Below are 19267 nucleotides of genomic sequence, written 5' to 3'. Positions count from 1 at the left end.
GACGAATCGAAACGCAACAGCGCGAATCCCGATTCCACGATGACGTTTATCCCAGTATGAACGTAGTGCATACTATTGGTATACCACGGGATGAGGCCACTCGATACCTGCGTGAAGAACTGGTGTGGTGCCCTTTCCATAACAATATCCGGAGAGCGAGATGAGTACCTGCGTGGATTTGAACTGTGACATGGGCGAGAGCTTCGCCGCCTGGCGTATGGGCGACGATCTCGCGATGCTCGATATCGTGACCACCGCCAATATCGCCTGCGGCTTTCATGCCGGCGACCCGATGGTGATGCACGAAACATTGAGTCAGGCCCGAGAACGAGGCGTGCAGGTCGGCGCGCATCCGAGTTTCATGGATCTGGTCGGGTTCGGACGCCGCCGCATCGAGGGCGAAAGCCTGGCGGACCTGGAAAAGCAGCTGATCTACCAGATCGGCGCCATCCGCACCATGGCCGAGGTCGTGGGTCACCCCATTCGCCACGTCAAGACACATGGGGCGCTCGGCAACATGGCGGCCGAGGATCGGGAGATGTCGCTTGCCGTCTCGCGGGCGATCGCCGCGGTCGATCCTGGTCTGATTCATCTTGCCATGCCGGGCATGCAGACCTCGCTCGCCGCCCAGGAACTGGGGCTCAGGGTGGGTAACGAAGTCTTCGCCGACCGCGCCTATGCCGACAATGGCAACCTGCTCTCGCGCAAGTTGCCTGGCGCGGTGATTCACGATCCCGAAATGGCGGCCGACCGCGTACTGCGCATGATCGAAGAGCAAGCCGTCACCACGGTTTCCGGTAAGCGCATCGCGCTCGCCATCGACAGTGTCTGCGTGCATGGCGACACGCCCGGCGCCGTCGAGATGGCGGCAGTACTTCGGCGTCGGCTCGAGACTGCCGGTATCGAGATTCGACCGATGGCCGACATCGTCGCGTCGCGTGCATCGTCAGGAATTCAGCAATGACCAGATTGGCCCAGCGTTTGTCCGTCGTTCAGCCCTCGGCGTCCATCGAAATCAGCGGTCTTGCCGCGAAGATGCGCGCAGAGGGTATCGATGTGATCTCGCTTTCCCAGGGCGAGCCGGATTTCGAGACCCCCGCCGCCATTCGCGAAGCTGCCAAGGCGGCGCTCGACGCCGGCGCGACTCGCTACACCGACGTTGACGGTACCCCGGCGCTCAAGCAGGCGATCGTCGAGAAGTTCCGCCGCGATAACGGGCTCGCGTATCGAACCGACGAAATCAGTGTCGGCGCAGGCGGCAAGCAGGTGATCTTTAATGCATTGATGGCGCTGGTCGATCCGGGCGACGAGGTCATTTTCGCCGCACCACACTGGGTCTCGTATCCCGACATGGTGCGTCTGGCCGGCGGTACGCCAGTGGCGATTCGATGTCCGGCGGAGAGTGGCTTCAAGCTGACGCCCGCGAAGCTCGAGGACGCGATCACGCCGAGAACGCGTGTGCTGATCCTCAATTCCCCCGGAAACCCCAGCGGTGCCGGTTATACCCGTGACGAACTCGTCGTGCTGGCGGCGGTGCTGCTGGATCATCCCGATATCGTCGTGCTGACCGACGACATCTACGAATATCTCGTCTACGACGATTTCGAGTTCTGCACCTTGGCCGAGGTCGAACCGCGCCTGAAGTCGCGTACGTTGACCATCAACGGCGTCTCCAAGGGCCATGCGATGACCGGCTGGCGGATCGGCTTCGGCGCCGGGCCGGCGGATCTGATCAAGGCCATGGCGGTGATGCAGTCTCAGACCACGTCCAACCCGGCGTCCGTCTCCCAGGCGGCGGCGGTCGTCGCATTGGGTCAGCCGCTCGACGATATTCGCGCCCGCAACGTGATCTTTGCCGAGCGTCGCGGCCTCTGTTTCGACGCGCTCAACGCTACCCGCGGGTTGACGTGCCGGATGCCGGAAGGGGCGTTCTATCTGTTCCCCAACTGCGAAGGGCTGCTGGGTCGCCGGACGCCGACCGGCGAGACGATCGACGACGATAAGGCGCTGGCGCGGTATCTGCTCACCACCGCCCGGGTCGCGGTGGTGCCGGGCAGCGCGTTCGGTTTGCCGGGGCATTTCCGTATCTCGTTCGCCTCCGACACCGAGCGCCTGCTGGAAGCGTGTCGCCGGATCGACGAGGCGTGTCTGGCGCTGCAATAAGCACGGACGACAGCGATCTCCAGAGGTAGGGGGATCTCGGTACTCACGAAAGCGGGGCGGCAGAATCTTCTGCCGCCCCGCTCGTCGATCGTCAGGGATCCTGCTGGCTCTTTTGCCCCCTCTAGATACTGATCAAACCTTCCCACCATTGGCGGATCGGCTTCCACCAGTCGGGCGCTTCCTCGCGGCCCTGACGGTCGCTGTCGAGGTAGACGGTGGCGGTGAGGCCGGCGGAGAGCTTGGTGCCTTCGGGAATGTCATCCAGCGCGATGCGCACGGGGATCCGCTGGGAGAGGCGTACCCAGTCGAACGAGGCGTTGACCGAGGCAAGGCCGTTTTCCTGGCTGCTCAGACTACTGTCGCTGATACCGCGAGCGAAGCTGTCGACATGACCCCAGATGGCCTTTTCGCTGGAGAGCAACTGGACACGCACCGGAGCGCCGACATCGATGCTGTCGAGCTTGGTCTCTTCGAAGTAACCCAGCACGTAGAAACTGTGAGCATCGACCAGTGTCATGGCATCGGTGCCCACGGTCACGTACTGGCCGGGGCGCAACAGCAGGTTGGTGACGTAACCGTCGACCGGGGCGCGTACGGTGGCACGTTCCAGATCCAGCTTGGCCTGGTTGACTTCGACCTTGGCCTGCTCGACCGCGGCCTGCGCGGTGTTCAGCGCAAAGCGGGCGTTGTCCTTGTCCTCCTGGGACACGTAGTTCTTCAGACGCTGGCGACGGCCATTGGCCGCCTGCGCTTCGTCGCGCTCCTGTTCCAACTGGTTGAGGCTGGCCTTGGCATCGTCCAGCGCCAATCGGTAGCGTTGCTGATCGATGGTGAACAGCACATCGCCTTTCTCCACCAACTGGTTATCGTGCACCTCGAGGCTGTCGACGAGTCCGGCGACATCGGTACCTAGATTGACCACATCGGCACGGACACGGCCGTCGCGGGTCCACGGGTCGTGCATGTAGTGGTCCCAGAGCTGGGCAATGGCGACGATCGCGGCGATGACCAGCACCGCGGTCAACAGCGCGCGTAAAGTCTTGCGGAGTCCGATAGGCCAATTCATCAAGGTTGTTTCCTCATTCAGCGATCGGCAGTGAGCCTGTCAGGGCGAGTACCGACCACAACAGCAGAGCGTAAATCGCGATGTCCGCGAGCACCGGTTGCCAGAACCAGTGATAGAGCCCGAGGCGCACGAACACGCGCCGCAGGATCAGGTAGAGTCCCAGCGCCACCAGTATGGGTATCGTCAACGGGGGTATCAGGAACCCCAGGAATGACCATTCAGTCAGCATGTCGGGTGTCTCCGGTCGTTGCCGCAGCCGTAGCGAGATCATCACTGGCGCGGGCTTCCAGCTCGACACCCGGTGCGTCCCGCATCAGATGACCCAGCATGGCGATTTCGCCGATACTGGCAATCGGCAGGTGGGCTTCGTGATAGAGACGCTCGACCCAGGCGATGGCCTCGTCCGCGAGTTGGCGCCAGACGACGGGATCGTGTCGCCGGCGCGCGATCACGCGGGTGCCGATACCCTCGAGCCAGGCCTCGATCTCTGCACGATGGGGGCCAAGGGCACCGCGTAGACGCCGGATTCGCCACACACAGAGTGCCAGGGCGTTCAGTTCGATGGCCTCGCGCACGGCGCGATCACTGCCGCCCAGTGCGACCAGCCGGCCCAGGCGATCGTATAGCCGACTTTCCAGGCGCGCCCGATTGGGGAGCGACTTCTTCCGAAGAAGCCGACTCAGGCCGTGCCAGTAAGCGGCCATCAGCGTCTCGATACGCTCGCCGGGAGAGCGCTGGCGAAACAGCGAATAGGTGATCATGGCAGCGATGGTGCCGATGATGGAGGCCAGACCGCCGTTGATATAGCTCGAGGGAGAAAACGTGTAGGTCGAGTGCAGGTTCAGCAGCGTCATCATGGTGATCGCGCCTGCCAGCCCGATCAGCGACCAGCGCGGATGGGGGGTCATCAGCGTACCAATGGCGACGGGGATGCCAAGAGCAATTGCCAGCAGCGGGAAACCGCTGATCACGGGTAACACCAGGAAGAGCAGAATCCCCCCCAGAATGACCGCAGCGATCGACCCCCACAGGAACTGGTAGACGACGGCTGCCGGGTTCGGTGCCTTGGCAAACAGCATGGTAAAGACCCCGAGCAACATCATGGCCAGATAGCCGGACTGCCAGCCGCTGTGAATCCAGAGTTGACCCAGCAGTTCGAAGGCGATGAACACACGAAGGGCGTTGAAACGGGCGACGAAGTGTTCGTTGTGCTGGGTACGTTCGCGGCGCTCGCGAGGTAGCGTCTTGACCTTCGACGAGGTCGGATCGTTGAGCGCGTTGCGCAGCCGACGTCCATGCTGCAGCAGCCCGAGGACCTCTCCCAGGCGCTGACGGACCAGCTCCGCCCGGGCACGGGTGCGGGGCTCCACCGTTGCTTCGTTCCAGTCGAAGTCGGCCAGCAGAAGACGCTCGCTGGGTTGGCCCTCCGGTTTGGCCTCGACCGCTCTAAGCAGGGGGAGCGCCTGCTGGCTCAACTCATCCAGCCAGCGCTCGCCGCCCTCACAGGCGCGGAGATAGTCCAGTGCCGTCTCCAGCTCCCGCACGGCAGTGATCAGCGCCAGGCCATCACTGGCAAATCGATCCAGCGCGGGAATGAACTGGCTCAGGCGTCGGGTTTCCAATCGTGCCAGGCCGCGCAGCTTCTCGAACTGCTGGTAACTTTGGAATAGCACTTTCAACTGCGCGTCGCGGCTTTCGCGAGGGCGGGGCTCGGCCAGCGTTGCCAGTGTTTCGGTCGCGGCCTGCGAGAGAAACCCGGAGAGCGCGCCCGGGAGCGCGCGGCTGCCGAAGCGCGGCGCGATGATCACGTGCATCAGCAGGCCGCAACCAATGCCCAGCGCCGTTTCGCTGAAACGCCCCTGGGCTACCGACCAGATATTCTCGACGCCGGTCCCGATCGCGGTCAGCGACACAAGCGTCGAGGTGTAACCGCTGAGCATCATCACATAGCCGACGTATTCGTCCTGCTCGAGAATAACCCAATACATGCAGAAGGCGAGCCAACCACCGGCAAACAGCAGATAAAGCATGGGCTGCTGGCCGAACAGAGCAATCAGCACCAACCCGACGATCGCCCCAAACAGGGTGCCGAACAGGCGGGCAATGCTGCGCCCGATGATGATGCCGATCGGCGGCGTGCCCCCGGTAAACATCACCGGCTGCAGTGTCACGATCATGACCGCCAGAATCGCCCAGGCGGGTTGATAGAGATCGAGGCGCATGGCCAGGAACAGGGCCAGCCAGACGGCCAGTACCGTTCGCAACGCCAGTAGCCAGTGATCGGCGGGGATTCGAATCATGAATGACCAGCGCCCATGAGAGCGGTCACCCATGGGTCAGTAGTGAAGCGGAATAAAAGTTAGTCTGCGAATGATCACATGCTCTTCGACGTAAGTCTAGAGTTTTGGGCAAAAATCTCGGTGGGATTATCCATTCGGCGAGCCATATTGCCTGGCCACCGGACGATGGCCAGGGACGATCCGGTCGCGTGGCGGCGGCTCGCTTCAGAAGCGATAGCCGATGCCGCCCATGACCACGACGGGGTCGATATGTACCGTGGTGTCGTAGGATTCGCCACTGATCGTGGCGGTGGTGTCGGAGTCGATATCCAGGTACCAGGCCGCCGCATTCAACGACCAGTGATCGTCGATCAGCAGGTCGACGCCCAGTTGCGCCGCGGCGCCCCAGGAGTCGTCCATGTCCAGACTGCCGCTGTCGACCTTCTCGTCGGAGAAGTGGGTGTAGTTCAGGCCGGCGCCGACATAGGGCTGAACCCGGGAGTCGGTGCCGCCGAGCGGGTAGTACTGCAGTGTCAGGGTCGGCGGCAGATGTTTGGTGGAAGCCATCTGGGTGCCATCCAGAGTGATGTCGTGCTCGAAGCGCTGGGCGGCCAGCAGTTCGACGCCCCAGTGGTCCAGAAAGCGATAACCGAGCGTGAAAGCGAAGCCGCTCTCGTCGTCGACGTCGATCTTGTCGACGCCGATGGCATCGAAGTTACCGTTGTCGCTCTTGGGCGAGACCTTGGCGATACCGAAGTGGGTGAACCAGTCGCCGGCACCGTAGGCGAAGGCGCTGCTGGCGCCGAGCGTTGTGGCGACCGCCAGTCCGGCGATGCTCAAGCGGCGTAGGATCGTGTTCATGAGTGGCGTTCCCTTATCAACCCTTGGTGGACTTGCCGCGATCGACGCAGACCGTGGCATCGACATTAGCCTACGTCTGAATAACCACATACTTAATGTGGTTATTTGTCGCAAGGTATTCTTTGCATGATCCGTCGTGGTGCGCATCGCCAACTAGGTAAGCCAAAACGGTGCATTCTGGCCACGTTGCCGAAGAAAGGGTTCGTCTTACAGACTATGGAGAGTTCGATTAATAATCTGTTTTTTAAGATTAATGTGAAAAGTGGCGCGATTTTTCTATGACCTGATTCGGCAAGTGTGGCGTAACGCCTGTAAATCTTGAACAGAACAGTGCGCCGATCGGCGCTTGGCAATGAAGCCTGGATGTCTTCTCGACGTCCGGGCTTTTTTTGTGGGAATCACTATGACATTGACGCTCCCCATCGGGGTGCTCTACTCGACTTCAGGCACCTACCAGCGCATCAGCAACCATGCGCGGAATGGGGCATTGCGGGCCGTCGAGGATATCAATCGCCAGGCGGAGGGTATCCGGCTGGAGGTGCACGAGTTCGACCCTCGAGGCGAACTCGACGCTTACCATCAAGGGGTGGAATCGCTACTGCAGCGAGGGCTGCGTCATATCGTGGGGACCACGACGTCCGCCAGTCGGAAGGATATCGTTCCTGATCTGGAGCGTGCCGCGGCGCTGCTCTGGTACGCCAGCCCCTACGAAGGGTTCGAATGCAGTGAGAACGTGGTCTACCTGGGCGGCAGTCCCAATCAGAATCTCGTGCCGCTGCTGGGTTATGTGCTGCGCGAGCACGGTAAACGTGGTGTGCTGGTCGGTTCGAACTATGTCTGGGGCTGGGAAAGCAACCGCATCGCTCGCGAACTGATTGGTGCGGCGGCTGGAGAGATCGTCGCCGAGCGTTATTTCCACTTCGGCGATGCGGATTTTACCAGCGTGACCGAGCAGATCCTGCAAAGCGATACCGATTTCGTGCTCAACAACCTGGTGGGTGAATCTTCCTATTTCTTTCTGAAACAGCTCAATACGGCATGCGCCCGAGCCGGTCGTCGGCTGCCGGTTCTCAGTTGCAATTTCACGGAGTGCGAATTGCCGGCGATTCCCCACCTGAACCACTTGCGGTTGCTCTCGAGCGGCCCCTGGTTCGACGTTGCCGGTAACGCCTTCAGCGCCAGTCAGCGTGTCGGCGGCGTCGAGGGCACCTTCTCCAGTTGTTATACCTGCGCCTACACTGCCGTCACGATGCTGGCTCGGGCTTGCCAGGCCATCGGTAACGACGATCCCGATGCCGTGCTGGCCTGGTTGCAGAATCAGCCTCAGGCCACGCCATTGGGAACGCTCTCGCTTCAGCCTCACAACAATCATCTCACGCTGCCCAACTGTATCGCCGAAGCGCGCGACGGGCGATTCGATATCGTCCATCGGCAACCCGCGGCGCTCGAGGCCGATCCCTATCTGACGCGCACGCCACTGGCGCAATTCCATGAGCTTGCGGCCCCATTGGCGGCGCCCAACTTGAGGGTGGTGAAATGAATTCGCACGTGCTGTCTCCGCACCTTCTGCTGGTCGATTGCGAGGCTCGCTCGTTGGCAATGTTGTTGAAGAGTCTCGATCGGCTGGGGCTGCGCTCGGAAACGGTTTACCTGGATTCGCCCGCGGCACTGGATAATGTCAGTGGCGTGATCGTCGAGCTTGACCATTTCAACAGTGACCGGCTTCTGGCGCGGGTTCGCGGTGCGGGTATTCCGATCATCGCCATGACGCACCATCAGACGCTGTCCCAGATCCAGCGGGCCATAAGTTTGGGCGCCACGGCGATCCTCAACAAGCCGATCACCCAGAGCATGGTCTACACCACGCTGGCGATGGCCAAGGAGTTGCGGCAACAGACGCAGTCACTGGAAACGGCCAACCATGAGCTGGCTCGACGTCTCGAATCCCAGGGAGTGGTCTCCCGCGCCGTGGCTCGGTTGATGGTAACGCTGAGCTGCGATGAGACGCAGGCCTACGAGCGCTTGCGCAGCCACGCCATGGAACAGCAATTGACGTTGGGTCACGCCGCCGAGCGGCTGTTGCAGACAGACAGCGAACGCTGGCGCCAGCGGGGGCATTCCTGATGACGCTGCTGATGGCCCTGTTGAAGCGCAAGAGTGTTGCGTTGTCGCTGCTGTTCATTCTGATCGTGGTGGTAGCGGCAGTGTTCGCCCCGTGGCTGGCCCCCTATGATCCCACCGAACAGTTCTTCGATGGCCTGACCATCGAAGGTGCGCCGCTGCCGCCCAATAGCGATTTCTACTTCGGTACGGATCTGCTGGGACGAGACCTGCTATCGCGCATTATCTATGGCGCAAGGACGTCTCTGATCATCGGTGTGGTTTCCAATGGCATTGCCGTGATCATCGGGACATTGGTTGGGGTCACGGCAGGCTTCGTGCGCGGCTGGACCGGCTCGTTACTGATGCGCTTCACCGATCTGATGATGTCCTTCCCGGCGCTGTTATTGGCAATCGCCCTGGCCGCCATTCTCAGGCCCAGTCTGTGGATCGTGGCGCTGGTCATCGCCATGGTGAACTGGGTGCAGATCGCGCGGGTGATCTATTCGGAGACGATTTCCATCGCGGCTAAGGATTTCGTCGCCGTGGAGCGCACGATCGGTGCCAGCTCATTGCGCATTCTGTTCTCTCACCTGCTTCCGCATCTTCTGCCCACCATTCTGGTCTGGGCGACGCTGGGCATCTCCACCACGGTGCTGCTTGAGGCAACGCTGTCGTTTCTGGGGGTGGGCGTGCAGCCGCCGATGCCAAGCTGGGGCAACATCATTTTCGAGAGCCAAACCTACTTCACGTCGGCGCTGTGGCTGGTGCTGTTTCCGGGTGTCGCCATCATTGCGCTGTCGCTGAGCTTCAATCTGGTCGGCGATGCGCTGCGTGACGAACTCGATCCGACGTTGAAGGGGAGGCTGTAAATGGCCTGGTACGTTACCAAACGACTGTTCTACGCGGTGCTGATCCTGCTCGGGGTGACGTTCATCACCTATTTCCTGATGTATCTGATTCCGGCGGATCCGGCGCGTCAGATTGCGGGCCGCAGTGCGACAGTAGAAGTCGTCGCCAATATTCGCCATCAATTGGGGCTGGACCTGCCGTTCTATCAGCAATACCTGCGCTATCTGGGCAACCTGCTGCAGGGTGATCTGGGGCGCTCCTATGTGCAGCGTTCGCAGGTTTCCGATCTGATGGCCGCGCGCATCGGGCCGACGCTGCAATTGATGGCCGCGGGGATCGGGGTCGAGCTCGTGATCGGCATCACGCTGGGCATCGTGGCGGCAATCAAGCGCAACTCGGCGCTGGACCGGATGCTGATGGCGTTCTCGTTCATTGGTGTCTCGTCGCCGCACTTCATTGCGGCGATGCTCGCGCTCTATTTCTTTGCCGTGAAACTCGGCTGGTTTCCGCTGGGAGGGTATGGCGGCATCGAGCATCTGCTGCTGCCGGCCATCACGCTGGGCGTGCTGGGCAGTGGCTGGTATTCACGCATGGTGCGCTCTTCGATGATCGACGTGCTGCACCAGGACTTCATTCGCACCGCGCGCGCCAAGGGGCTGACACGCGTGCGCGTTCTGCTGAGGCACGTCCTGCCCAACGCCATCATTCCCGTCATCCCGATGATCGGCATCGATATCGGCATCTTCATGAGCGGTCTGGTGGTGGTGGAATCCGTTTTTGGGTGGCCAGGCATCGGTCAGCTTGCCTGGCAGGCGATCCAGCAGGTGGACATTCCGATCATCGTCGGCGTGACCACACTCTCGGCGGTCGCCATCGTGGTGGGCAATCTGATTGCCGATATCGCCGTGCTCTTCGTCGATCCCCGCATCGACGTGAAGCACAGCTGATAGTGGTCTAGTAGCACCGGTCTTCATAGCACTGGGTCTTCGTAGTCTTCGTAGTCTTCGTACAACAAGGAAAAATCGACATGCAAAAGATTCTCAAGGGATTTGCGCTGGCGGCATTGGCCGCCGCAATCAGCGGCGCGGTTCAAGCGCAGGACACCCCGAAACCCGGGGGAGACGTCATCGTGACGTATCAGAACGACGTCGCCACGCTCGATCCCGCCATCGGCTATGACTGGCAGAACTGGTCGATGATCAAGTCGCTCTTCGATGGGCTGATGGATTATGAGCCGGGCACCACCAATCTGGTGCCGGATCTCGCCGAGCGCTATGAGATTTCCGACGATGGTCTCACCTACACATTCCATCTGCGGCACGGCGTCAAATTCCATAACGGTCGCGAAATGACCGCTGCAGACGTCAAATATTCGCTCGAGCGAACGGTGAATCCCAAGACCCAGAGCCCCGGCGCCGGCTTCTTTTCCTCGATCGTCGGTTTCGATGAGGCATCGAGCGGTGCCACCACTACCTTGAGCGGTATCTCCACCCCGGACGACTACACGGTGGAGATCACGCTGAGTGCGCCGGATGCGACGTTCCTGCACGTCATGGCGCTCAACTTCGCCTCCGTGGTTCCCAAGGAGGCCGTCGAAAAGTGGGGGCCGGACTTCGGCAAGCATCCGGTGGGTACCGGCGCTTTCAAACTGAAGGATTGGGCGCTGGGGCAACATCTGACCTTCGTCAAGAACGACGACTACTACCGTCAGGGCATTCCCTATCTGGATCAGATCGATTTCCAGATCGGGCAGGACCCCAACGTGGCACTGCTGCGTCTGCAGCGAGGCGAAGTCGATATCGCGGGTGATGGCATACCGCCTGCCCAGTTCCTGCAGTTCAAGAACGATCCTGATTTCCAGAAGCTGATGGTCGTTGGCGACCAGTTGCATACCGGTTATGTCACGTTGAACGTCACCATGCCGCCGCTGGATAACCTCAAGGTGCGTCAGGCCATCAACATGGCAATCAACAAGGATCGCATCGTGCGCGTCATCAATGGCCGAGCGACCCCTGCCAATCAACCTCTTCCACCGGCGATGCCCGGCTACGACAAGGATTATCAGGGCTACCCCTACGATCCGGAGAAAGCCAAGGCGTTGCTCGAGGAGGCCGGCTTTGGCGATGGCTTCGATACCGAGCTCTACGTCATGAATACCGACCCCCAGCCACGCATCGCCCAGGCCATCCAGCAGGACCTGTCGGAGATTGGCATTCGGGCGCAGATCAAGTCGCTGGCGCAGGCCAACGTGATCGCCGCCGGGGGGGAGGAGGATCAGGCGCCGATGATCTGGTCTGGCGGCATGGCGTGGATCGCCGATTTTCCGGACCCCTCCAATTTCTGGGGGCCGATTCTCGGCTGTGAGGGCGCCGTACCGGGCGGTTGGAACTGGGCGTGGTACTGCAACGAGAAACTCGATGCCGAGGCCGATGCGGCCAATGCGATGGTCAAGCCGGACCAGCAGGAAGCGCGCGCCGAACGCTGGGGGGAAATCTTTACCACGGCCATGGACGATGCGCCTTGGGTGCCGATCTTCAACGAGCAGCGCTATACCGTGCACTCCGCGCGTATGGGTGGAGAAGACGCACTCTACGTCGATCCGGTGCACGTGCCGGTCAATTACGACTACATCTGGGTGAAATGATGTGTGATCACGGACTGATCAAGACCATCCACGGCCATCAGAGTCATCTGGGCTGGGACAATGCCAACACTCCGGTCATGCAGGTCACGCCGGGGACGACCGTCAGCTTCGAGTGCAATGATTCGTCCGGTGGCCATTTCACGGCGGCTTCGACGCTGGAGTCGGTCGCGTCCATGCCGTTCGATCGTATCAACCCGGTAACCGGCCCCGTCTTCGTCGACGGCGCCGAGCCTGGCGACATACTGGCGATAACCATCGAGGAGTTCACCCCGTCCGGCTTCGGCTGGACGGCCAATATCCCCGGTTTCGGGCTGCTGTCGGATCAGTTCACCGAGCCGGCACTGGCGTTGTGGCACTACGACACGCAGACCATGACGCCGGCAGCGTTCGGCAAGCACGCCAGGATTCCGCTAAAGCCTTTTGCCGGGACCCTCGGTGTGGCACCGGCGGCACCGGGTCTCCATTCGATCGTTCCCCCGCGCCGGGTGGGGGGCAATCTCGACGTGCGCGACATCGCTGCAGGTTGCACGCTCTATCTGCCGGTGGAGGTGGCCGGGGCGCTGTTCTCGATCGGTGATACCCATGCCGCCCAGGGCGACGGCGAAGTCTGTGGTACCGCACTCGAGAGTGCGATGGACGTCACGCTGACCCTGAATTTGATCAAGCAGACACCGCTGGCGATGCCGCGCTTCTCGACGCCGGGGCCGGTCACCCGACATCTGGATGGCGCCGGTTACGAGGTCTTCACCGGCATCGGCAGTGACTTGATGACCGGCGCACGTCAGGCCCTGGAAGGCGCGATCGAATGGCTGATTAAGACCCGCAATATGCCGGCCGAGCAGGCCTATATGCTCTGCTCGGTCTGCGGAGACCTGCGCATCAGCGAGATCGTCGATCAACCCAATTGGGTCGTGTCGTTCTATGTCCCGCGTATCGTTTTCGAGTAACCGCCAACATGTCGCTTCCCGATAATTCCCGTGCCTCTCGCGTGCTCTCCGTCGAGCGCCTGTCGATCGACATTTCGCATGAGCATGAAACGCAGCGCGTCGTTGATGACTTGAGCTTTCAGCTGCATGCGGGTCAAACGCTTTGTATTGCGGGAGAGTCCGGTAGTGGCAAGTCGTTGTCGTCGCTCGCCATCATGGGGCTGTTGCCGAAGGTGGCAAGGCTGCCGAGTGGGGCGATTCTCTATCAGGATCGTGATCTGACCGAGCTATCGGATAGACAGATGTCTCGGCTTCGCGGTCGCGACATCGCGATGATCTTCCAGGAGCCGATGACCTCGCTCAATCCGCTGATGAGTGTGGGCCAGCAACTGGAGGAGACCATTCGTCGTCACAAGCTGGACGAGGGTAGCGGGGCGAAACGTCGAGCCTGGGAGATACTCGACGCGGTGCGCGTACCGCATGTCGAGAAACGTCTCAAGCAGTACCCGCACGAGCTCTCCGGCGGCATGCGCCAGCGCGTGATGATCGCCATGGCAATGGTGTGCCGGCCCAAGGTGCTCATCGCCGACGAACCGACCACGGCCCTCGATGTCACGATCCAGGCACAGATTCTCGAATTGATGCGCGAATTGCAGCAGGCGTTCGACACGGCGCTGTTGATGATTACCCACGACATGGGCGTCGTCGCCGAGATGGCCGACGACGTCGTGGTGATGAATCAGGGTGTCGTCGAAGAGCAGGCCTCGGCACGCGAACTCTTCTTGCAGCCTAAGTCGCCATACACCCGCAAACTGCTGGCGGCCGTGCCGCGACTGGGAGCGGCCGTGACGCTGCCTTCAAGAGCGCAGGCGGCGCGAGTGCTCGAGGTCAGCGATCTTCGGGTGCGTTTCCCCATCAGACGGCAGTCGCCGTTTGCCCCGGCGACGGAGGTTTGTGCGGTAGAGGGCGTGAGTTTCGAACTGGGGGCGGGGGAAACACTGGGGCTGGTGGGAGAAAGCGGTTGTGGCAAGTCGACGACGGGCAAGGCCTTGATGAACATGCTGACCTATTCGGGCAGCGTGAAACTCGACGGCCGCGAGCTGAGTGGCCTTCAGGGAAAGGCTCTCAAGGCGGTACGCCGGGATATCCAGATGATTTTCCAGGATCCCTTTTCCGCGCTGAATCCGCGCAAGACGGTCGGCGAGTTGATCGCGGAGCCCCTGCTGGTGCATGGCCTGGCGAACGCCGCTCAACGGCGACAGCGAGTCGAGGAGCTGCTGCTGCAGGTCGACCTACCGGCCGCGGCGGCGCTGCGGTATCCGCACCAATTTTCCGGCGGACAGCGTCAGAGAATCTGCATTGCCCGGGCGCTGGCGTTGGAACCTCGAGTGATCATCGCCGATGAGCCGGTCTCGGCGCTCGATGTCTCGGTTCAGGCGCAGGTGCTGGAGCTGATGAAGTCGCTGCAGGACCGCATGGGGTTGAGCTACCTGTTCATCTCGCACGACATGGCGGTGGTCGAGCAGGTCTGTCATCGCGTCGCGGTCATGTATTGCGGTCAGATCGTCGAGATCGGCAGCTGTCAGCAGGTTCTGCACAACCCGCAGCACGCCTACACACAGCGGCTGCTTTCGGCAGTTCCGATGCCGGATATCGATCACAAGCGGGATTTCAAAGCCTTGCTGCAGGTCGATGAAGTGCCCGATCCGATAAAGCCGCGCGGCCATCGGTTGCCGGACATCCACTATGCAGAGCCACAGGCGGGCCACTTCGTGGCGCTATCATCGGCGTAGCCTTGCCTGGGTTACAGCTCCCGCCGCCGCCTGACATCGACCGGCCAGTGGTTAGAGAGCCTCTGAGCCAGCGGGCGTTCGCAGGCGAGATGGATGCGCGGCAGACCCAGCCACGCTGCCAGCTGCTCGAACTGCCGTGACAGGGCGGTGAGATGTGAGTCGTCGAAGGTGATGCCCGGCTCCGGGTGAACCGCCAGCACCGTCAATTCGCCGTCGGCCCGGCGGGCACGCAGATCGATCCGTCCGATGAGCCGATCGCCGTGGAGAAACGGCATGACGTAGTAGCCAAAGACCCGCTTGGCCGGTGGCACGTAGAACTCGAGGCGATAGTGAAAGCCGAACAGGCGCTCGGTGCGTTCGCGATACCAGATCAATGAGTCGAACGGTGAGAGCAGGGCAGAGGCGCCGATCTGGCGGGGAATTCGGGGTTCGCCGATGACATAGGCCGGCTGGCGCCAGCTTTCGACCGACACCGGCGTCAAGGTGCCGTCCTCGATCATTGTCTGCAGCGCGGCACGGGTATCCTGCGGCGCCAGCCGGTAGTAGTCGCGCAGATCCTTTTCGGTCGCGACGCCAAGGGCCAGGGCGGATCGGCGCAACAGCTGGCGATGGGCCTCGAGCCGGTCGGGTTCGGCCTGATTCAGTATTGTCGCGGGCAAGACGCGCTCGGGCAGGTCATAGAGCCGTTCGAAGCCTCGGCGGCGGGCGACGGTGACTTCGCCGGCGGCGAACAGCCACTCCAGCGCATGCTTTTCATCGCTCCAGTCCCACCATGGTCCCGAAGGCCCTTCTCGCGTGTTCAAGGCTCCCGCGCCCAGCGGACCGCGATCACGCACGCTGTCTAGTACACGCTCGATCACGTCCTGTCGCTCACGCCCGAATCGCGCCAGATGCTTGTAGATACCGATACCGTCCTGCGCGCGTCGCATGCGCCAGCGCATCGCGGAGTAGAGCGAAATCGGCAACAGCGAGGCCTCGTGCCCCCAGTATTCGAATAGCGACCGATAGCGATTGCGCGCCCAGGCGGCTTCGTCGAGGTGCTCGGTCGGATAGGGGCCAAGGCGCGAAAATACGGGAAGATAGTGGGAGCGGGCCAGGGCGTTGACGGAGTCGATCTGCAGCACGCCGAGCCGATCCAGCAGGCGATTGAGATGGCCGCGGTTGACGGTATCGGGAGAGGAGGCGGTGAATCCCTGGGCCTTCAGGGCGAGGCGCCGGGCCTGGGCGAGGCTGAGGTGACGGTGGGGTGGGGCAGTCACTGGCGGCATGAAAACGACACTGTCTCGGCGAAGGTTCGAGAGCAGTGTCGTCCAGGTGGCGGTGATTGACCAGTGCGAGGAGCGACCGGCGGCGCCGAAGTGCCGCCGGTTTCGCCGAGTCAGTCGTCGGCCGTCAACGCCTCGATCAGCGTGTCGACGTTGTGGCGGAACATGCCGAGATAGGTGCTGCCTTCGCCATCGGGCGTCAGCGCGTCGGCATACAGCGTGCCGCCTATGGCGACGCCGGTCTCCTCGTGCAGCTGATTGATCAGTGCCGGGTTGCTCATGTTTTCCAGGAACAGCGCCTTGGCGTGGCTGCTCTCGATCTGCTGCGTCAACTGGGCCATGTCGCTGGCGCTGGGCTCGGCCAGGGTGTTGATGCCCACCGGCGACAGCAGCTCGAGGCCGTAGGCGTCGGCAAAATAGCCGAAGGCGTCGTGGCTGGTGATGATCAGGCGATTTTCCTGCGGGATCTGCGCCATACGCTGCTTGGCCTCGGTGTCCAGCGCTTCCATCTTCTCGATGTACTGCTTGGCGTTGGCGCGGTAGTCGTCGGCGTGGTCCGGATCGGCCTTCACCAGCGCATCGCGGATATTGCGGGCGTACTGCTCGCCGTTCTCGAGGTCCTGCCAGGCGTGCGGATCGACATCGCCATGATGGTGATGATGGCCTTCCGCGCCGCCGTTCGCCGCATGATCATGATCGTCGTGGTCGTGGTCGTGGTCGTGGTCGTGGTCGTGGTCGTGGTCGTGGTCGTGGTCGTCGTGACCGTGACCATGATCGTCACCCTCGTCGTGATGCCCCTCGAACGGCCGCGTCTTGATGCCGTCGCTGGCGACCACGATGTCGCCATCGTATTCACTGGCGTCGATCAGCCGATCGATCCAGCCTTCGAGCTGCAGGCCGTTGACCACGATCAGGTCGGCATCGGCCAGTGACTGCGCGTCGGAAGGCTTGGGCGAGAACGCGTGCACGTCGCCATCCGGGCCGACCAGCGAGGTGACCGAGACATGGTCGGCGCCGATGGTTTCGACCATATCGTCGAGGATGCTGAAGCTGGTGACGACCTTGAGCGGATCCGCCTGGGCGTAGATCGGTGACAGGGCGGCGACGCTCAGGCCACCGGCGATGAGGCCCTTGAGCAGCGCGGAAGAGATCGATTGGCGGGACATCTTGCATTCCTTGTGTGGAGTTGAAGGGTGGAGTGCCGCGTTAGCCGTGGGCGTCCGGCGGCAGTATCGGCTCCACGCGTCGGCGCCAGCGGGCAAAGACGCTGTGGTACCGCCCGAACAGCGCGGAAAACAGATAGATGATGCCGGCGAGCAGAATGATGCAGGGGCCGGAGGGCAGGCCGGCGTGATAGGAGAGCAGCAGGCCTCCCACGCTCGAGATCATGCCGATGGCGATGGCCAGCCCCATCAGGCCCTCGAGGCGTTTCGACCAGAAGCGCGCCGCCGTTGCCGGCAGCATCATCAGGCCGACCGCCATCAGGGTACCCAGCGTCTGAAAGCCGGCCGTCAGGTTGAGCACCATCAAGCCCAGGAACAGGCCATGCACGGCGCCGCCGCGAATGCCCTGGCCGCGCAGGAACAGCGGGTCGAGGCACTCCACCACTAGGATGCGGAAGATCGCGGCGAGCACGATCAGGGTCAGGCTCGACACGCTGACGATCAGCCACAGCGCGGTACTGTCCACCGCCAGGATCGAGCCGAACAGCACGTGGGTCAGATCGACGCTGCTGCCGCGCATCGAGATCAACATCACCCCGGCGGCGAGCGAGATCAGGTAGAAGCTGGCGATGGCGGAGTCTTCGCGATGGCCGGTCAGGCGCGACACGCTGCCCGCCAGCCCTGCCACCAACAGCCCGGCGATCAGGCCGCCAAAGCTCATCGCCGGCAGCGAGAACCCGGCCAGCAGGAAACCCACCGCCACGCCGGGCAGCACGGCGTGGGCCATGGCGTCGCCGACCAGGCTCATGCCGCGCAGGGTGAGGAAAACCCCCAGCGGCGGCGCCACCAGCGACAGTGCCAGGCCGGCCACCAGCGCGCGGCGCATGAAGCCGAAATCGATCAACGGAGAGAACAGCCAGTCGATCATGCCAGCGTCTCCGCCGTGGAGGGGGAGCCGCCGACCCGGGCGGGCGTCGACCAGGTGCCATGCCCGCGTTCCAGATGTAGGATCCGATCGGCCAGCCGGGTCATCTGATCGTGATCGTGCAGCACGATGATGATCGCCGCGCCCTTGGCCGCCATGTCCTGCAGTACCTCGATCAGCACCTCGACGGTGGCGGCATCGACATTGGCGAACGGTTCGTCCAGCAGCAGCAACTGGGCTTCCTGCATCAAGGTACGGCCGAGCAGGGCGCGCTGGCGCTGGCCGCCGGAAAGCTCGCCCAGCGGGCGATGTTCGAACGCCTGCAGGCCCAGGCGCTGCATCACCGCCTGGCCGCGACGGTACCCCGTCGGGCCGTAGCGCTTGAAACTGCCGTGGGTCGGCCAGCAGCCGCTCATCACCAGCTCCTCGACGCTCATCGGGAAGGTCAGGTCCAGCGCCAGCTGCTGCGGCAGCCAGGCGCGCCGGGCATTGGGTACCCGACAGTGAACCCGACCGCTGACGGGGCGCAGCTCGCCCATGATCCCCTGGACCAGCGTGCTCTTGCCGGCCCCGTTGGCACCCACCAACGCGGTAATGGTGCCGGCCTCGAAATGACCCTCGATACCCTCCAGCACCATGCGGTTGCCCTGCGCCAGCGATAACGCTTCCAGCGTCAGCAGGGTGTTGGGCTCATCCAGCGCCTCTGTTCTCCACTGCCCCATCAACCGAACACCCCGGCAGCCCAGCCCGCGACGAGCCACAGCATGGCCAGCGGCAACAGCGCCAGCAACACGCGCCGCCCGGCGCCCAGCGACATCAACGAAAAATGGCACGGCCCATCGGGGCGGTGCCGGTGACGGTGTGACATGACGATCTCCTGAAACGGAGGCAAAGGTTATAACATAACAAATGATGTGGAAAGGGGAAATTATGAACGACGCGGTCTTGTAAGAGATCGCTGACAGCCTTTTGGCGGGGTTGTGGTACGACGGGATCTGGGTTACCTAGAGTTACAAGGTGGTGCGAAAGGCTAATGGGTGCCTGATGAGATGCGTGAATGCGACAAGCTGGGCGAATGACTGCAATCGACCCAAAGCAGCCAGTGAACTGACCCCATAAAGTTGGACGATTCACTTAGCCGGCGTTTAAGGCCTGGGCCCTGTACTGAACAGGGCTCAGGCCTTTTAGTGTCAGTTTGATGCGTTCGTGATTGTAGTAATGGATGTAATG

Annotated in this window: 19 protein-coding genes; 9 read left to right on the top strand and 10 right to left on the bottom strand. The window is 62.2% G+C overall.

The annotated features are described in order from the left end of the window. The first annotated feature begins 172 nt into the window (after positions 1-172). Entirely contained in the window at positions 173-964 is a 792-nt protein-coding gene (locus F0A16_RS10390; RefSeq protein ID WP_239023784.1) for a LamB/YcsF family protein, read from the top strand. After that, on the top strand, positions 961-2163 hold the full coding sequence (locus tag F0A16_RS10385) for a pyridoxal phosphate-dependent aminotransferase (protein WP_149435337.1): 1203 nt from the start codon (positions 961-963) through the stop codon (positions 2161-2163). The genes F0A16_RS10390 and F0A16_RS10385 overlap by 4 nt, the downstream gene beginning before the upstream one ends. Positions 2164-2284: 121 nt before the next feature. On the opposite strand, the gene F0A16_RS10380 is transcribed toward F0A16_RS10385, so the two are convergent. From F0A16_RS10380 to F0A16_RS10365, 4 genes are all read right to left on the bottom strand, one after another. Beyond that, positions 2285-3229, bottom strand: a complete 945-nt coding sequence (locus tag F0A16_RS10380; protein WP_149435336.1) for an efflux RND transporter periplasmic adaptor subunit — start codon at positions 3227-3229, stop codon at positions 2285-2287. A gap of 13 nt (positions 3230-3242) precedes the next feature. Next, entirely contained in the window at positions 3243-3458 is a 216-nt protein-coding gene (locus F0A16_RS10375) for a DUF1656 domain-containing protein (protein WP_149435335.1), read from the bottom strand. Continuing rightward, the gene (locus F0A16_RS10370; protein WP_187775973.1) at positions 3448-5529 is read right to left on the bottom strand and encodes an FUSC family protein; all 2082 of its coding nucleotides are present in this window, start codon (positions 5527-5529) and stop codon (positions 3448-3450) included. Before F0A16_RS10370 ends, F0A16_RS10375 begins: the two co-directional genes overlap by 11 nt. Positions 5530-5733: 204 nt before the next feature. Beyond that, complete coding sequence (locus tag F0A16_RS10365) at positions 5734-6369, bottom strand: OmpW/AlkL family protein (RefSeq protein WP_149435333.1); 636 nt, start codon at positions 6367-6369, stop codon at positions 5734-5736. A gap of 403 nt (positions 6370-6772) precedes the next feature. Here F0A16_RS10365 and F0A16_RS10360 point away from each other — a divergent pair, with 403 nt between their 5' ends. The 7 genes from F0A16_RS10360 (at position 6773) to F0A16_RS10330 (ending at position 14684) form a co-directional block, all read left to right on the top strand. Continuing rightward, positions 6773-7909, top strand: coding sequence for a transporter substrate-binding protein (locus F0A16_RS10360; RefSeq protein ID WP_149435332.1), 1137 nt, complete (start codon positions 6773-6775; stop codon positions 7907-7909). Continuing rightward, the gene (locus F0A16_RS10355; protein WP_149435331.1) at positions 7906-8493 is read left to right on the top strand and encodes an ANTAR domain-containing response regulator; all 588 of its coding nucleotides are present in this window, start codon (positions 7906-7908) and stop codon (positions 8491-8493) included. The genes F0A16_RS10360 and F0A16_RS10355 overlap by 4 nt, the downstream gene beginning before the upstream one ends. After that, positions 8493-9341 (top strand): ABC transporter permease, encoded by an 849-nt coding sequence (locus tag F0A16_RS10350; RefSeq protein WP_149435330.1) that lies wholly within the window; start codon positions 8493-8495, stop codon positions 9339-9341. Before F0A16_RS10355 ends, F0A16_RS10350 begins: the two co-directional genes overlap by 1 nt. Then, positions 9342-10268 carry an ABC transporter permease gene (locus F0A16_RS10345; protein WP_149435329.1) on the top strand — a complete coding sequence of 309 codons (927 nt, stop codon included), beginning with the start codon at positions 9342-9344 and terminating at the stop codon, positions 10266-10268. Positions 10269-10348: 80 nt separating this feature from the next. After that, on the top strand, positions 10349-11965 hold the full coding sequence (locus F0A16_RS10340; protein ID WP_149435328.1) for an ABC transporter substrate-binding protein: 1617 nt from the start codon (positions 10349-10351) through the stop codon (positions 11963-11965). Then, on the top strand, positions 11965-12912 hold the full coding sequence (locus F0A16_RS10335) for an acetamidase/formamidase family protein (RefSeq protein ID WP_149435327.1): 948 nt from the start codon (positions 11965-11967) through the stop codon (positions 12910-12912). The genes F0A16_RS10340 and F0A16_RS10335 overlap by 1 nt, the downstream gene beginning before the upstream one ends. An 8-nt stretch (positions 12913-12920) precedes the next feature. Next, positions 12921-14684 (top strand): ABC transporter ATP-binding protein, encoded by a 1764-nt coding sequence (locus F0A16_RS10330; protein ID WP_149435326.1) that lies wholly within the window; start codon positions 12921-12923, stop codon positions 14682-14684. An 11-nt stretch (positions 14685-14695) separates the two neighbouring features. On the opposite strand, the gene F0A16_RS10325 is transcribed toward F0A16_RS10330, so the two are convergent. From F0A16_RS10325 to F0A16_RS10305, 6 genes are all read right to left on the bottom strand, one after another. Next, positions 14696-15952, bottom strand: a complete 1257-nt coding sequence (locus F0A16_RS10325; protein WP_149435325.1) for a winged helix-turn-helix domain-containing protein — start codon at positions 15950-15952, stop codon at positions 14696-14698. Positions 15953-16062: 110 nt separating this feature from the next. Next, on the bottom strand, positions 16063-17115 hold the full coding sequence (locus F0A16_RS10320; protein WP_149435324.1) for a metal ABC transporter solute-binding protein, Zn/Mn family: 1053 nt from the start codon (positions 17113-17115) through the stop codon (positions 16063-16065). A gap of 40 nt (positions 17116-17155) precedes the next feature. Further along, positions 17156-18040, bottom strand: a complete 885-nt coding sequence (locus tag F0A16_RS10315) for a metal ABC transporter permease (RefSeq protein WP_149435323.1) — start codon at positions 18038-18040, stop codon at positions 17156-17158. Continuing rightward, on the bottom strand, positions 18037-18759 hold the full coding sequence (locus F0A16_RS10310; RefSeq protein ID WP_149435322.1) for a metal ABC transporter ATP-binding protein: 723 nt from the start codon (positions 18757-18759) through the stop codon (positions 18037-18039). The genes F0A16_RS10315 and F0A16_RS10310 overlap by 4 nt, the downstream gene beginning before the upstream one ends. Beyond that, complete coding sequence (locus tag F0A16_RS21705) at positions 18759-18905, bottom strand: hypothetical protein (RefSeq protein ID WP_187775972.1); 147 nt, start codon at positions 18903-18905, stop codon at positions 18759-18761. Before F0A16_RS21705 ends, F0A16_RS10310 begins: the two co-directional genes overlap by 1 nt. Before the next feature lie 266 nt (positions 18906-19171). Next, positions 19172-19267, bottom strand: a 96-nt coding sequence (locus F0A16_RS10305) for an IS3 family transposase (protein WP_149435321.1), incomplete at its 5' end; no start/stop codon positions are given.

This window comes from Salinicola corii (genome assembly GCF_008298015.1).
In the GTDB taxonomy this organism is placed as follows: Bacteria; Pseudomonadota; Gammaproteobacteria; order Pseudomonadales; family Halomonadaceae; genus Salinicola; species Salinicola corii.
The sequence above is the reverse complement of the archived record's forward strand: the minus strand, read 5'-3'. Positions and strand labels throughout refer to the sequence as shown.